This window comes from Streptomyces sp. NPDC058284 (genome assembly GCF_042881135.1).
Lineage (GTDB): Bacteria > Actinomycetota > Actinomycetes > Streptomycetales > Streptomycetaceae > Streptomyces.
Genome location: NZ_JBHVYE010000033.1, coordinates 13182 through 27519, shown reverse-complemented (window position 1 = coordinate 27519; position 14338 = coordinate 13182). Strand labels below are relative to the sequence as shown.

The window sequence follows — 14338 nt, the reverse complement described above, 5'->3', positions numbered from 1 at the left end:
CGCATCACACCGGCACGCCCGCCCCCTCCCCCCTGATCCGCGCGTGCAGATGCATGTCGTGCCAGCCGTCCTCGTGCAGCAGCGCGCTGCGCTTGGTGCCCTCCGCGGTGAAGCCGGTCTTCAGGGCGACGCGGCAGGACGCCTCGTTGGCCGTCGAGTGCGTCAGCTCCAGGCGGTGCAGGCCCACCTCGTCGAAGGCCCACTCCGTGAGCGCCACGACCGCGCGCGAGGCCACGCCCCGGCCGCGCGCCGACGGCATGGTCCAGTACGCCATCTCGGCCTGCCCGTCGGCGAGCACGATGCGCCGCAGGGCGACGCGCCCGACCACCTCGTCACTGCCTGCGTCGGCGATCGCCCAGTACGCGTCGTGCTCCTCGCCCCAGGCCTCGCGCCAGCCCTCGATCCAGCCGCGGGACTCGCTCTCGGACGCGGACACACGCGCGTGCCAGCGCTGGATCACGGGGTCCTGGAACGCCTCGTGGACGGCGGGCGCGTCGGCGGATGTCCAGGGGCGCAGGACCAGGCCGCCGGGGACGGGGAGCGCCGGCTGCTCCCGGCGGGCCAGCGTGCCGGCCGGGACGATGTCGGAGATCTTGAAAGGCATGGCCGCATCGTGCCAGCGGCGCCCCGCCCGGCGGCAGTGGTTTTCCGGGGCGCACACAAGCCGTCGAGCCCCGCCCCCGAGCGCCCCCGTACGCTGGCCTCCTGATGAGACGAAAGCCCCGCGTTCCGCCGTCCCCCCTCCCCCAGCGCGACGGCGTCGACCCCGTGCGGGTCAGGCTGCCGCACGACGGAACGTGGCCGACCGTGCGCGACCACCTGGTGGAGCGGCTCACGGCCGGGCCCGGGGTCATCGACGCGATGGTGCGGGACGGCAGGATCGTCGGCGAGGACGGGACGCCGGTGGCGCCCGACACCCGCTACGTCCCGGGCGCCCACGTCTGGTTCCACCGCGACCCGCCGGCCGAGGTCACCGTCCCCTTCGCCCTCGACGTCGTCCACCGCGACGAGCACATCGTCGTCGTGGACAAGCCGCACTTCCTCGCGACCATGCCGCGCGGCAGCCACGTCACCCAGACCGCGCTCGCCCGGCTGCGCGGCGAGCTCGGCATCCCGGCGCTCGGCGCCGCGCACCGCCTGGACCGCCTCACCGCCGGGCTGCTCCTGTTCACCGTGCGGCCCGAGGAGCGCGGCGCGTACCAGACGCTGTTCCGCGACCGCCTCGTGCGCAAGGAGTACGAGGCGGTGGCGCCGTACGACCCCGGCGTACCGCTTCCACGGACCGTGCGCAGCCACATCCGCAAGGACCGCGGGGTCATCGCGGCGTACGAGGTCGAGGGCGCGGAGCCGAACAGCGAGAGCCGGATCGAACTCGTCGAGCACCGCGCCGGTCTCGGCCGCTACCGCCTCACCCCGCACACCGGCCGGACCCACCAGCTGCGCGTCCACATGAACGCGTCGGGGCTGCCGATCCTCGGCGATCCGGTGTATCCGGTGGTGACCGGACCCGCGGCGCCGGACGACTTCCGGCGGCCCCTGCAACTCCTGGCGCGGGCCCTGGAGTTCACGGATCCGGTCACGGGCGTCGCCCACCGCTTCGTCAGCGGGCGGACGCTGGAGGCCTGGACGGCGTACGACGCCTGGGCGCGGCAGCCGTAGCCGCGGCCGTAGCCGTCAGTAGCCGCGCCACCAGAGGAGGAAGCGCTGCCACGCCCCCCTGGGCCGGGGCGCGGCCTCGGGCGCCGCGGGGGCGGCGGCCGGGGGCGCGGCCGGGGCCGCGGGTTCCGGCCGGCGCGGGGGCGGGGACGAGACCTGCCAGTCCCTGCGCGGCGTCGGCACCTGCGCCGAGGGGCGGGCCATGACGTCCTGCGGCGGGCGCGGCTGGAACTGGACCGGCAGCTCCACCAGGTGCCGCGAGAGGATCGACGAGGTCCACCGCAACTCCCGCTCGTCCACGGACAGTTCGACGTCCGGCAGTCGCATCAGGAGCGCGTCGACGCCGGTGTCGGCGATGGCGCGGCCGATGTCCTGGCCCGGACACTCGTGCGGGCCGCCGCTGAACGCGAGGTGCGAGCGGTTGCCCTGCATGTTGGCGGCGAGGTCGGGCCGTACCACCGGGTCGACGTTGCCGGGCGCGATGCCCAGGATCAGTCCGTCGCCCGCCCTGATCCGCTGGCCGCCGAGCTGGGTGTCCTGCTTGGCGAAGTAGCCGACCATCGCACTGAACGGCGGCTCGTCCCACAGGGACTGCTCGACCGCCTCGGGCACCGTCATCTGACCGCCGCTGAGCTGGGCGCGGAAGCGCGGGTCGGTGAGGACCATGCGCAGCACGTTGGCGATGAGGTTGGCGGTGGCCTCGTACGCGGCGATGAGGACAAGGCGCAGATGCGCGGCCACCTCGTCGTCGGTGAGCCGCGCCGGGTGGGCGATGAGGCTGCTGGTGAAGTCCTCCTCGGAATGGGCACGCCGCCGCGCCACGAGGCCCATCAGGACCTCCATCACGTACGCGTTGCTGGCGATGGCGGTCTCGGTGCCCTTGATCATGTCGCGGGCGGACTGGACCATGCGTTCGTTGTACTCCTCCGGCATGCCGAGGACGTGGCACATCACCATCATCGGCAGGTGCTCGGCGAACCGGCTGACCAGGTCGGCGTGGCCGTCCTGGCAGAAGTCGTTGATGAGGAGGTTCGTATAGCGGTTGATGTGGCGGCGGATGCCGCGGTGGTCGATGCCCGACATGGCGCCGGTGACCGCGCCGCGCAGCCGCTGGTGCTCGTCGCCCTCGACGAAGCTGCACATCGGCTGCCAGGTGAAGACGGGTGCGAGCGGGTGGTCGGGGCCCGCGCTGCCGTCCTGCACGGCCCGCCAGCGGCGTGAGTCGCGGGTGTACTGCGAGGGGGTGCGGAGCATGTGCAGGTTCTCGCTGTGGCCGAGCACAGCCCAGATCGGCACGTCGTTGTGGATCAGTACGGGCGCGACCGGGCCGTGCTCGGCGCGCAGCTTCTCGTACAGGCCCGCCAGGTCGGCTTCCGCCTCGGGGCCGTAGAGACGGCGCAGGCCGCCGGGGCCCAGGCCGTGGGCCGGGCAGCCGGGGGGCGCGGCGGCGGGGGCCTCGGTGCCGGGCCAGGAAGGGGTGGGAGGAGTCGTCACGGTCGTCGCTCCGGGATTCGCTGAGGGGGTTCCGGGTTGCTGGATACGGGGGCGCGGGCGCGGTCAGACGCGCGCCACCGTCAGGGAGTGCAGGTAGCGCATGAGGGTCATCAGGACATCGCGGCTGGACTCCCTGCGGCGCGCGTCGCACGCCATGATCGGCACCACCGGTTCCAGGTCGAGGGCCCTGCGCAGGGTCTCGGTCGGGTGGTGGGGCGCGTCGGGGAAGTCGTTGACGGCGACGACGAACGGCACACCGCGCTCCTCCAGGCGGCCGATGACGTCGAAGCTGACTTCGAGCCTGCGGGTGTCGATGAGGACGACCGCGCCGAGCGCGCCCTCGAAGAGGCCGTTCCACAGGAACCAGAAGCGCTCCTGGCCGGGGGTGCCGAAGAGGTAGAGGACGAGCTCCTCGGAGATGCTGATCCGTCCGAAGTCCATCGCCACGGTGGTGGCCGTCTTGGACTCGGAGCCGTAGTTGTCGTCGACCCCGATGCCCGCCTGGGTCATCGTCTCCTCGGTGGTCAGCGGGCGGATCTCGCTGACCGAGCCGACCATCGTCGTCTTGCCGACCCCGAAGCCGCCCACGATCACGACCTTCACGGCGGCCGCGGCCGTGTGCGGCAGGACGTCCTCGCTGCGTGGTCCCGTGATCGTGTCAGAGCTTTTGAAGTCCATGCATCACCGCTTCGAGAAGGGATCGGTCGGGGAGCGCGGAGCGGACGATGGGAGCGCGCGCCTGGACGAGCTCGGCCGCGAGCAGCTCCGTCAGGACGACGGTCACGACGCTGAACGGCAGTGCCAGGTACGCCGAGAGCTCGGCGACGGAGAGCGGTGTCGGGCACAGCCGCAGGACCGCGGAGTGCTCCGGCTGAGCCGTGGGGGACGCCTCTCCCTGCGCCACGATCAGGGTGACGAGGTCGAGCGGTGCCCGCTCGGAGCCCTCGCCGGTGAGGATGTACAGCCGCTCCGGGTTCTCGGGGCTGCGGCGCTCCCGCTGGGGCGGTGCGGGGCCCTGCGGCGGGACGTCGTCCGGTCGGGAGCCGCGGGGGGCGTCTCGCGGAGGAGTCATACGGCCTGCCCGTCGCGCCTGGGCGGGCTCGTCAGGTGCGCCCCGATGCGTACGACCAGGTCGCGCATGCGGGTGCCGATGAGGCCCGCGTCGACGGTCTCGTCCGCGAGCACGGCGAGGTAGGCGCCCGTGCCCGCGGCCATCAGGTAGAAGTAGCCGCCGTTGATCTCGATGATGACCATCTTCATGCCGCCGTCGCTGTGCGGGATCTCGGTGGCCACGGCGGCGGCCAGGCTCTGCAGTCCCGCGCAGGCCGCGGCGATGCGGTCGGCCGCGTCCGGGTCGCCGCCGTAGCGCGCGATGCGCAGGCCGTCGGCGGAGAGCACCACGATCTGCCGGGTCTGGGGTACCCCGTCGGCGAGCTCCTTCAGCATCCAGTCGAAGTTGGCGCGTTGCTGGATCACTGCCAGTCCCTCTCGTCGGCGCTGCCGTGGTTGTTCTGCGGGGGCACCCCGTCGGGGTTGCCCGGGCCCTCGCCCTTGACGCCCTTCATGAAGGCCTCGATCCACAGGCCCGGTTCGGGTTCCTCGCGCTTCGGGGCGGGCGGGGGCGGCGCGGTCGCGGCGGCGTGCGCCTCGGCGATGCGCTGGGCCTCGGCTTCCTGGGCGTACCGCTCGCTGAGGGAGATCTTGACCCGGCTGCGGCGCTGCGGCAGGCCGCCCTCCGTCCACTCGGTGACCTCGGGGACGTCGTCCGCCATGTTCGCGGTGAGCGGGGAGCGCAGCGGTGGGCCCGCGGTGACGACGCGGGGCTTCTTGCGGCGGATGTTGCGGGCGGGCTCCTCGATGGTGCGTCCCGCGTTGTCCACGCGGGGCACGGCGGAGGCGCCGATGCCGTGGGCGAGGCCGGGCGCGGGCCCGGTGGTGATCATCTCGTGCGGCACGATGAGGACCGCGCGGACCCCGCCGTACGCGGACTGGCGCAGGGAGACCTGGAGGTTGTACATCTGCGAGAGGCGGCCGACGACGGCCATGCCGAGGCGGGGCGTCTCACCGAGGTCGTTGAGGTCGATGCCGGCCTGCGCCTGCTCCAGCATGTGCTCGGCGCGGGCCCGCGCCTCCTCGCTGAGGCTGACACCGCCGTCCTCGATCTCGACGGCGATGCCGGTCTGCACCTCGACGGCGGTGACGTGCACCTTGGTCTGCGGCGGCGAGTAGCGGGTGGCGTTGTCGAGGAGTTCGGCGCAGGCGTGGATGAGCGGTTCGACGGAGGTGCCGTGGATCGCGACGTTGGCGATCGAGTGCAGTTCGACGCGCGGGTAGTCCAGGATCCGGGACATCGCGCCGCGCAGCACGCTGAACAGCGGTACGGGCTTGGGCCACTGGCGGCCGGGGCGGGCGCCGCCGAGCACCGCGATGGAGTCGGCGAGCCGGCCGATCAGCGCGGTGCCGTGGTCGATGCGCAGCAGGTCGTCGAAGACCTCGGGGTTGCGCCCGTGGAACTCCTCCATCTCGCGCAGTTCAGCGGCCTGCTGGTGGACGATCGACTGGACGCGCCGGGCGATGTTGACGAAGGCGCGCTGCGCGGACTCGCGCATCGCTTCCTCGTGGTCCAGGATCTCCAGGATGGAGCGGAGCAGGTCGCGCTGCGCGTCGGGGAGGTCGCGGTAGGCCTCGTCCTTGTCCACGACGTTGCGGATCACGTCGACGGGGGTCTCGTTCTGGCGCAGCCGCCAGAGCGCGTCGGGCAGGATCTCCCGGCCCAGGCGCACGGTCTCGTCGTCGTGGGAGGCGATGCGCCGCTCGAGGAAGGCGAGGCGCTGTGCGTACTGCGTGCGCTGCCCCCGGATGGTCCGGCCGCGCCGCACCGCTTCGGCGCCGACCGCGATGACCATGAGGGTCGCGACGGCGCCGCACCAGCCGACGGCGGGGCGGGCCGGTTCCGTCACCGTGGCGACGGCGGCTCCGGTCGCCGCCGCCATCAGCATGGCGGGCAGCAACAGCACGCGCGCGTAAGGGACTTCTCGGCCACCGGGAGGCGATTGAACACTCACCATGTATGCCCTCTGAACACTCGTCTTGGGGGGAATGACGTCTTTGGGGGATGCCAGAACATATGTGGAGGATGACAAACCGAACGAACGGAAGATTTGGGAACAAGCGCGCGAATCTGTCGCAACTCGTTCAACTCGCCGCGCTCCGGGCGAGCTTAGTGCGCCGGATTCGGCGCCGTGTCATATTCGGCAACCCCCTGCAGAGGCCTCGCCGACGGGCATACACTCTGCCCTTTTGTACACCCGGCGACCATTCGAACACATGGCGTGACGTCTCGAACGCCCGGAAAAACGTCGAACGGGCGCGCCCCGCGACCGAGTTGGTCGAGGGGCGCGCCCGTGCGCGCCGCAGAGGTCCCGCTCAGCCCACCGAGCTGTACGCCACCACACCCCGCAGCAGCAGGTCGACCGCCTTGCGGGCGTTCTTCGCCACCGTGCCGCCCCCGCCCGGGGCCGCCGCGGCGATCTGCCCGAGCACGTCGATGACCTGCTTGCACCAGCGCACGAAGTCACCGGCCGGCATCTCCGCCTCGCGCAGCACCTCGTCGAGGCCCTTGCCGGAGGCCCACATGTACGCCGCCCAGGCGAAGCCGAGGTCGGGCTCGCGCTGGCCGACGCCCTCCGTCTGACTGATCCTGAACTCTTCCTCCAGGCCGTCGAGGCTGCCCCAGATCCGCACCATCTCGCCCAGCGCCGCCTTCGCCGCCCCGGACGGCAGCTTGGGCGCGAGGGCATCGTCACCGACCCGCGCCTCGTACACCAACGCCGAGACGCACGCGGCCAGTTCGGCCGGACTCAGCCCTTCCCACACCCCGGCGCGCAGGCATTCGCTGGCCAGCAGGTCCAGCTCCCCGTACAACCGGGCGAGCCGCTTGCCGTGCTCGGTGACCTCGTCGCCGCGCAGGTAGTCCAGCTCGCTGAGGAGGGCGACGATCCGGTCGAAGGTACGGGCGATCGTGTTCGTACGCCCCTCGATGCGGCGCTCCAGCTGCGAGGTGTCGCGCTTGAGGCGGTAGTACCGCTCGGCCCAGCGCGCGTGGTCCTCCCGCTCGTCGCAGCCGTGGCAGGGGTGCGCGCGCAGCTCCGCGCGCAGCCTCGCGATCTCCTGGTCGTCGGCGGCCGTCGCGCGCCCCTTGCGGTGCCGGTCGGGCACGAGGTGCCCGGCCTTGGTGCGCAGCGCGGACGCCAGGTCACGGCGGGACTGCGGCGAGCGCGCGTTGAACGACTTCGGGATGCGCATCCGCTCCACGGCCTCGACTGGCACCGGGAAGTCCATCGACGCGAGCCGCTTGACCTGCCGCTCGGCGGTGAGGACGAGCGGACGGGGGCCGTCCACGTGATCGAAGTCCCGGTGGCCGTTGGCCCGCCCGGCCGAAATGCCCGGGTCCAGGACGAGCGCCAGCCCCGCGTACTTCCCGGTGGGCACGTGGATGACGTCGCCCGGCTTCAGCTTCTCCAGGGCGGCGGCAGCGGCGGCCCTGCGCTGGACCGCGCCCTGCTTGGCCAGCTCGGTCTCGCGGTCCTTGAGCTCGCGGCGCAGCCGCGCATACTCCTCGAAGTCGCCCAGGTGACAGGTCATGGAGGCCTTGTAGCCCTCCAGGCCCTCCTCGTTCTTCTGCACCTGCCGGGAGATCCCGACGACCGACTTGTCGGCCTGGAACTGCGCGAAGGAGGTTTCGAGGAGCTCGCGCGAGCGGTGCCTGCCGAACTGCTCGACCAGGTTCACCGCCATGTTGTACGACGGCTTGAAGCTGGAGCGCAGCGGGTACGTACGCGTGCCCGCCAGCCCTGCCAGATGCTCGGGGCTCATGGCGCGCTGCCAGAGGACCACCGCATGGCCCTCGACATCGATGCCGCGACGGCCCGCACGGCCGGTCAGCTGCGTGTACTCGCCCGGGGTGATGTCTGCGTGCTGCTCGCCGTTCCACTTGACGAGCTTCTCGAGCACCACACTGCGCGCGGGCATGTTGATACCGAGGGCGAGCGTCTCGGTGGCGAAGACGGCCTTGACCAGACCGCGCACGAACAGCTCCTCGACGACCTCCTTGAAGGTCGGCAGCATGCCCGCGTGGTGCGCCGCGATGCCGCGCTCGAGACCCTCCAGCCATTCGTAGTAGCCAAGGACGTGCAGGTCCTCGTTGGGGATCGAGGCCGTGCGCTCCTCGACGATCCCGCGGACCGTCATCCGCGCCTCGTCGTCGTTCAGCCTGAGCCCCGCGTACATGCACTGCTGCACGGCGGCCTCGCAGGCCGCGCGGCTGAAGATGAAGGTGATGGCGGGCAGCAGCCCTTCGGCGTCGAGCCGCTCGATGACCTCGGGGCGGCCCGGCGTCCAGATCCGCGAACGCTGACGGCGCTCGCGCTCCCGGTCGGCCTCGCGGATCATCTTGCCCTTGCGGCGCTCGCGCGGGTTGTACGAGCGGCTGGCCTCCATCCGCGCCATCCGCGTGAGGTCGGGGTTGACCGCCCTGCGCTGGCCCTCGCCCTCCTCGAAGAGGTCGTACATCCGGCGCCCGGCGAGGACGTGCTGGAAGAGCGGCACGGGCCGGTGCTCGGAGACGATCACCTCGGTGTCGCCGCGCACGGTGTCGAGCCAGTCGCCGAACTCCTCCGCGTTCGACACCGTGGCCGAGAGGGAGACCAGCGTGACCGACTCCTGCAGATGGATGATCACTTCCTCCCAGACGGCGCCCCGGAAGCGGTCGGAGAGGTAGTGCACCTCGTCCATGACCACATAGCCGAGGTTGAGCAGCGACTGCGAGCCCGAATACAGCATGTTCCGCAGGACCTCGGTGGTCATGACGACCACCGGGGCATCGCTGTTGACGCTGTTGTCGCCGGTGAGCAGGCCGACCTTGTCCGCGCCGTACCGCTTGGCGAGGTCGGCGTACTTCTGGTTGGAGAGCGCCTTGATGGGCGTGGTGTAGAAACACTTCTTGCCCTGGCCGAGCGCCAGGTGCACGGCGAACTCGCCGACGATCGTCTTGCCCGAGCCCGTGGGGGCGGCCACGAGCACGCCCTTGCCCGCCTCGAGGGCCTTGCAGGCCTCGATCTGGAAGGGGTCGAGGCCGAATTCGTACATCTCGCGGAAGGACGCGAGTGCGGTGGCCTGCTCGACAGCGCGCTTGCGCGCCGCCGCATACCGCTCGGCCGGTGAGAGGTCCTCTGTCATCGTGCTTTCGAGACTACCGGCCACCACTGACAACGGACGATCATTATCCGAACGGGCGCGGGCGGGGGTCGAAAGACAGGCGCTCAGGGCACGAGCACCCGCACCGCCCCCGGTACGCACCGCGCGGTCAGCGGCAGCGCGCCCAGCGGCTCCCCGTCGGCGTATCCGGTGATGCCGGGCGCGGCGAGCTCCACCGTCGCGGCGCGGTGCACGGTGACCAACGGATGGTCGAGGTGCGTGCCCTTGTAGACCCGCGGGAAGACCTTGAGCAGCGTCGTCCGGCTGCACTCCCCCACCACCGTGACGTCGAAGAGCCCGTCGCCCATGTCGGCCCCGGCGCAGATCCGCATGCCGCCGCCGTACGAGGTCCCGTTGCCGACCGCGACGAGGGTGGCCTCGACCTCGTGGACGGCGCCGCCGTCCAGCGTGATGCGATAGGGGATCGGCTTGAACGCCGCCAGCTCCGCGATCATCGCGAGGTCGTACTTGAAGCGTCCCGTGGGCCACCGCATCCGGTTGCCCCGGTCGTTGACCCGCGAGTCGAAGCCCGACGCGAGCACGGTCGCGAACCAGGTGCCGCCCACCTCGCCCAGGTCGACGTCGCGCGTCCTGGCCCCCTTGAGCGCCTCGGCCACGATCTCCCCCGCGGCCGCCGGCTCGCGCACCGGCAGGCCGAGGGCGCGCGCGAAGTCGTTGCCGGTCCCCACGGCGATCACGCCGAGCGGGGTCCGCGTCCCCGCGACGGCCCGCAGCGCGAGGCTCGCCATGCCGTCACCGCCGACGGCTATCAGCGCCCCGGTGCCCGCGCCGACGGCCGCACGGGCCCGCCGCAGCGCGTCGGGGGCGTCCTCACCGATGACCGTCCGTACGCGGAAGCCGCGGGCCCGCAACGCCGAAGCGGCCGGCTGCGCCGCGCGGGCGCCCCGGCCGCGGCCCGCGGTGGGGTTGACGAAGAGGGTGATCTCGCTTGTCACGACGGGACCCTACAAGGTCACGTCACATCGTCGAAACCGTTCACCCGGTGATCGGCCCGGCCGGTGCCCGCCTGCTCGGGCAGCGCCCTGGGCGGCCGCACCGATTCGACGTCGTCGACGGCCTCGGGCGTGAGGTCGATGTCGGACGCCTCGTCGTCGTCGAGCTCGGCGTCGGGGTCGTGGCGACGGCGGCGCCTGTCGTTGAGGAGGGAGAAACCGACGGCGATGAAGTAGAGGACGACGATCGGTCCGGCGAGGGCGATCATGCCGACCGGGTCGGTGGTCGGGGTCGCCACCGCGCCGAAGATGAAGACGCCCATGACCACGCCGCGCCACCAGGTCAGCATGCGGCGGCCGGTCACTATGCCCGTCGCGTTGAGCATCACCAGCAGCAGTGGCAGCTCGAACGAGGCGCCGAAGACGAGGACCATCCTGACGGTGAAGTCGAGGATCTTGTCCATCGGCAGGAGGTTCTGGGCCCCGTCCGGCGTGATGCCGAGCAGGACGCGCATGCTGACGGGAAGGATCGTGTACGCGAGCCAGGCGCCGGCGAAGAAGAGGGGCACGGCGGCCGAGACGAACCAGTAGGTGTACTTCCGCTCGTGCTTGTGCAGGCCCGGCGCGACGAACGCCCACAGCTGGTACAGCCAGACCGGGCTGGACACGATGATGCCGACCATGAGGCTGACCTTCACCGTGGTGGTGAAGGGCGAAAGCAGGTCGTTGAAGGTCACCGTCGCGCAGTGGCCGCCGGTCTGCTTCATGCCGGGCTCGCAGCGCGGCACGGGATCAGCCAGGAACTCCATCAGCTCCTGGCTGTAGAACGCGGCCACGATCGATACGACCGTGATCGCGAGGAGCCCCTTGGCGAGCCGGTTGCGGAGCTCGCGAAGGTGCTCCGCGAGGGGCATCCGCCCCTCGGGGTCCTTCTCCTTCTTGCGGGCAGACTTGAGCAACCCACGTCCTCATCTCGTGCGGCAGGCCGGCCGGCGCCGGCCTTGGATCAGCGCTGCGTCGTACGGTCGGTCGGTTCGGTGACCGGGCGCGAGCTGGTCACGTCGCCGGGGGCAGCCTTGATCGTGCGCGGCTGGACGACCGGCTCGCTCGGCGGGTCGGCCGGAGCGGCGGCGTCGTCCTTGCTCTCGGACTTCATGGCCTTGGCCTCGCTCTTGAGGATGCGGGCCGACTTGCCGAGGGAGCGCGCCATGTCGGGCAGCTTCTTGGCGCCGAACAGCAGGACGATGACGACGAGGATGAGAATGATCTCGGTGGGGCCGAGCCTACCCATAGCTGTATACCTTCTTCACCGAGGCGACAGGAGTCTGGTGCTCGGCAGACCGGACATTTATCCGATCTCCCGCGCTTGCAGCGATCGTAACCCCCCGGGGTAAACGCTCGGCAATCCCCGCGCGTACTCCGAGTGCGGCCCCCCGCCTCGATCCCGGGCCGTATTCGCAGCGTACCGGTCCACCGCGGGGAGTTGACAGGTCGCGGACGCTAAAGAGCCCCTTGTCCCGCACGGGCAACATCGGCCGCGGCCCTCTCCAGGTCCTCCGCCGCCCGGTTGATCCGCCGTGTGGTCTCGGTCACTTGACGCGCGAGACGCTGCGCCTCCACGAAGACCTTGACCGCCATTACACCGAGGACGGCGAGGCCCAAGAAGCCCGCCGCGATCGCGAGCATCGCCCAGAACATGCGCCGAGCCTAGACGGTCGAGTGCAGACGCAGCGTCCGCACCCCGCCGCCGGTGAGGAGTTCGACGATGCGCTCACCCGCGGGCTTGCGCACCGCGGCCCCGCACTCGGGGCAGGTGAAGGAGTAGAAGGTGGTGCGGCTGCTGGCGCCGATCGCGAGACGCAGCGCCCCCGCGGACAGCTCGAAGCGGGCGCGGCAGTCGGGGCAGGCGGCGGTGAAGAGGACCGGGGTACGCCGCGTCTGCGCGGGCACCCCGGGAAGTCCGGCCGTGGTCGGTGTGGTCAACGCCCTTGCTCCTGCCTCTCGTCATCCCTCTCGTACGCCTGGAGTGCCTCGCGTGCCGCCTGCCGCGCGCTGTCCGCGAGCTGCGCCGGGGAGACGATCCGCCCGTCCCTGCCCAGGCGCAGCGCGAGACGGCGCAGCGATGCGGGGTCGGGGGTGCGCAGCGTGATCCGCAGGCCGCCGTCGGGCAGCTCCTCGGCACTGTCGTGGGGGTAGTACTCGGCGACCCAGCGGCCGCCGGGGCCGACCTCGACGACGACCTCGGGGTCCTCGGCGGCGGGCTGCACGAGGCCTTCGGAGAGGTCGCGCAGCTCGACCTCGGGCGGCGCGGACGGCTCGTCGAGGATCTTGATCTCGGCGACCCGGTCGAGGCGGAAGGTGCGCCGCGCCTCGGAGCGGCGGCACCACGCCTCCACATAGGTGTGGCCGACGCTCACCAGCCGGATGGGGTCGATCTCGCGCTCGGTGACCTCGTCGCGGGCGGGCGAGTAGTAGCGGATCCAGAGCCGGCGCCGCTCGGAGATGGCCCGGTCGACGTCGGCGAAGACGCCGCCCTCCGACTCGAAGGTCACCGAAAGTCGGGAGCTGGCGCCCGCGGCCTCACCGGCCGCCGTCTCCAGCTTCGCGGTGGCGCGCAGGAGCGCGAGCCGGTCGCTCTCGCGCAGGCCGGGCAGGGTCGCCACCGCGCGGGCGGCCACGAGCAGCGCGGTCGCCTCGTCGGCGGCGAGGCGCAGCGGGGCCGCCACGTCGTCGGGGTTGTGCCACCAGATGCGGTCGCCGTCGGTGTCGATGTCCAGGAGGTCGCCGCCGCGGAAGCTGGTCCCGCACATCGGCAGCACGTCGAGGTCGGAGATCAGCTCGTCGGGAGTGATACCGAAGGCGCGGGCGACGTCCTCGACGTGGGCGCCGGGGCGCTCGCGCAGATAGGTCACCAGCGACAGCATCCGCCGCGTCTGGTCGATGGCGTTCGAGGCCATTACTCTTCCGCTCCCCCTCAGCCCTTGGCCACGGCGCGCAGCCGGTCCACGACGTCGGCCCGCAGCTCGGCGGGCTCCAGGACCACCACGTCGGGCCCGAACTCCACCAGCCAGGCATCGAGCCCGTGGCCGTACGGAATCTCCAACTCGTCCCACCCGTCGCCCAGTTCCCGCAGCGCGACGGCCTTGGCCCGCAGCGGGTACCCGGACCCCGTGCGCAGCCGGATCAGGGCGGTGCGGTCGGCGATCTCCCCCGCCCAGCCCGCGACGGTCTCGCGGACCGTGACGACGTCCGGGACGTCGGCCGTGTACTTTCCGGCGCGGGCGCGCACCTTGCCGGTGATCCGCGAAAGCCGGAAGACACGCTCGGCGCCCCGGTCGCGGTCCCATCCGGCGAGGTACCAGTGGCCGCGCCAGCACTCCAGCGCCCAGGGCTCGACGTGGCGCTGCTCGGGGCGGGCCGCGGTGGCCTTGCGGTAGTCGAAGACGATGGGTCGGCGGTCGCGCAGGGCGAGCATCAGCGGCTCGAAGGACGCCTCGTGCGCGGGGATCCGCGGCTCCAGGGCGCTGTGCGCCCCGTACGGGTCGGCGTCCTCGGGCAGCCCGGCGGCGCGCAGCTTCTGCAGGGCGCCGCTGGCGGCCCCGGCGAGCCGGGCCTGCTGCCAGACCTTGGCGGCCAGACCGAGGGCCGCGGCCTCCTCGGCGTCTATCGTGATGGGCGGCAGGCGGTTGCTGTCACGGCGGGCGAGGTAGCCGACCTCGCCGTCGAGGTTCTCCACGGTCTCGATGACCAGACCGAGCTCGCGCAGATCGTCCTTGTCGCGCTCGAACATCCGGTTGAAGGAGTCGTCGGACGCGGCCGCCCGGCCCCCCGGCCCGAAGGCCTCGACGTATGCCTCGATGGAGTCGCGCAGCTCACGCTTGCTGAGCGGCCGCCGGGTCCCGAGCAGGCACAGCGCCAGATTCATCAGCCGCTCGGCCTTGGCAATGGCCATCGACGCCCTTTCTCGGCCATACAACGCA

Annotated in this window: 15 protein-coding genes; 1 reads left to right on the top strand and 14 read right to left on the bottom strand. The window is 71.8% G+C overall.

Annotated elements, in window-relative coordinates:
* Window positions 1-4: 4 nt before the first annotated feature.
* Entirely contained in the window at window positions 5-604 is a 600-nt protein-coding gene (locus tag ACFVYR_RS32700) for a GNAT family N-acetyltransferase (protein ID WP_384258194.1), read from the bottom strand.
* A gap of 104 nt (window positions 605-708) precedes the next feature.
* On the opposite strand from ACFVYR_RS32700, the gene ACFVYR_RS32695 reads away from it, so the two are divergent.
* Window positions 709-1659 carry an RluA family pseudouridine synthase gene (locus ACFVYR_RS32695; protein ID WP_384258196.1) on the top strand — a complete coding sequence of 317 codons (951 nt, stop codon included), beginning with the start codon at window positions 709-711 and terminating at the stop codon, window positions 1657-1659.
* 15 nt (window positions 1660-1674) lie between these two features.
* Here ACFVYR_RS32695 and ACFVYR_RS32690 read toward each other — a convergent pair whose 3' ends face one another.
* The 13 genes from ACFVYR_RS32690 to ACFVYR_RS32630 all read right to left on the bottom strand — a co-directional run bounded on the left by ACFVYR_RS32690 (window position 1675) and on the right by ACFVYR_RS32630 (window position 14310).
* Entirely contained in the window at window positions 1675-3150 is a 1476-nt protein-coding gene (locus ACFVYR_RS32690; RefSeq protein WP_384258198.1) for a cytochrome P450, read from the bottom strand.
* A gap of 63 nt (window positions 3151-3213) precedes the next feature.
* On the bottom strand, window positions 3214-3828 hold the full coding sequence (locus tag ACFVYR_RS32685) for an ATP/GTP-binding protein (RefSeq protein WP_384258201.1): 615 nt from the start codon (window positions 3826-3828) through the stop codon (window positions 3214-3216).
* Window positions 3809-4222, bottom strand: a complete 414-nt coding sequence (locus tag ACFVYR_RS32680; protein WP_384258203.1) for a DUF742 domain-containing protein — start codon at window positions 4220-4222, stop codon at window positions 3809-3811. Before ACFVYR_RS32680 ends, ACFVYR_RS32685 begins: the two co-directional genes overlap by 20 nt.
* Window positions 4219-4626, bottom strand: coding sequence for a roadblock/LC7 domain-containing protein (locus ACFVYR_RS32675; RefSeq protein ID WP_361732951.1), 408 nt, complete (start codon window positions 4624-4626; stop codon window positions 4219-4221). The genes ACFVYR_RS32680 and ACFVYR_RS32675 overlap by 4 nt, the downstream gene beginning before the upstream one ends.
* Window positions 4623-6218 carry an ATP-binding protein gene (locus tag ACFVYR_RS32670; protein ID WP_384258207.1) on the bottom strand — a complete coding sequence of 532 codons (1596 nt, stop codon included), beginning with the start codon at window positions 6216-6218 and terminating at the stop codon, window positions 4623-4625. The genes ACFVYR_RS32675 and ACFVYR_RS32670 overlap by 4 nt, the downstream gene beginning before the upstream one ends.
* A 358-nt stretch (window positions 6219-6576) precedes the next feature.
* Complete coding sequence (locus ACFVYR_RS32665; protein WP_384258209.1) at window positions 6577-9387, bottom strand: DEAD/DEAH box helicase; 2811 nt, start codon at window positions 9385-9387, stop codon at window positions 6577-6579.
* An 83-nt stretch (window positions 9388-9470) separates the two neighbouring features.
* Window positions 9471-10361, bottom strand: a complete 891-nt coding sequence (locus ACFVYR_RS32660; protein ID WP_384258212.1) for a diacylglycerol kinase — start codon at window positions 10359-10361, stop codon at window positions 9471-9473.
* Window positions 10362-10378: 17 nt separating this feature from the next.
* On the bottom strand, window positions 10379-11272 hold the full coding sequence (tatC, locus tag ACFVYR_RS32655; RefSeq protein ID WP_384258272.1) for a twin-arginine translocase subunit TatC: 894 nt from the start codon (window positions 11270-11272) through the stop codon (window positions 10379-10381).
* Window positions 11273-11364: 92 nt separating this feature from the next.
* Window positions 11365-11649, bottom strand: coding sequence for a Sec-independent protein translocase subunit TatA (gene tatA, locus ACFVYR_RS32650; protein ID WP_384258214.1), 285 nt, complete (start codon window positions 11647-11649; stop codon window positions 11365-11367).
* A 209-nt stretch (window positions 11650-11858) separates the two neighbouring features.
* Window positions 11859-12056, bottom strand: a complete 198-nt coding sequence (locus tag ACFVYR_RS32645) for a hypothetical protein (protein WP_384258216.1) — start codon at window positions 12054-12056, stop codon at window positions 11859-11861.
* Between the two features lie 9 nt (window positions 12057-12065).
* Window positions 12066-12341 carry a hypothetical protein gene (locus ACFVYR_RS32640; protein ID WP_384258219.1) on the bottom strand — a complete coding sequence of 92 codons (276 nt, stop codon included), beginning with the start codon at window positions 12339-12341 and terminating at the stop codon, window positions 12066-12068.
* Complete coding sequence (locus ACFVYR_RS32635) at window positions 12338-13315, bottom strand: helix-turn-helix transcriptional regulator (protein WP_384258221.1); 978 nt, start codon at window positions 13313-13315, stop codon at window positions 12338-12340. Before ACFVYR_RS32635 ends, ACFVYR_RS32640 begins: the two co-directional genes overlap by 4 nt.
* 17 nt (window positions 13316-13332) lie before the next feature.
* Entirely contained in the window at window positions 13333-14310 is a 978-nt protein-coding gene (locus tag ACFVYR_RS32630; protein WP_384258223.1) for a helix-turn-helix transcriptional regulator, read from the bottom strand.
* Window positions 14311-14338: the final 28 nt, after the last annotated feature.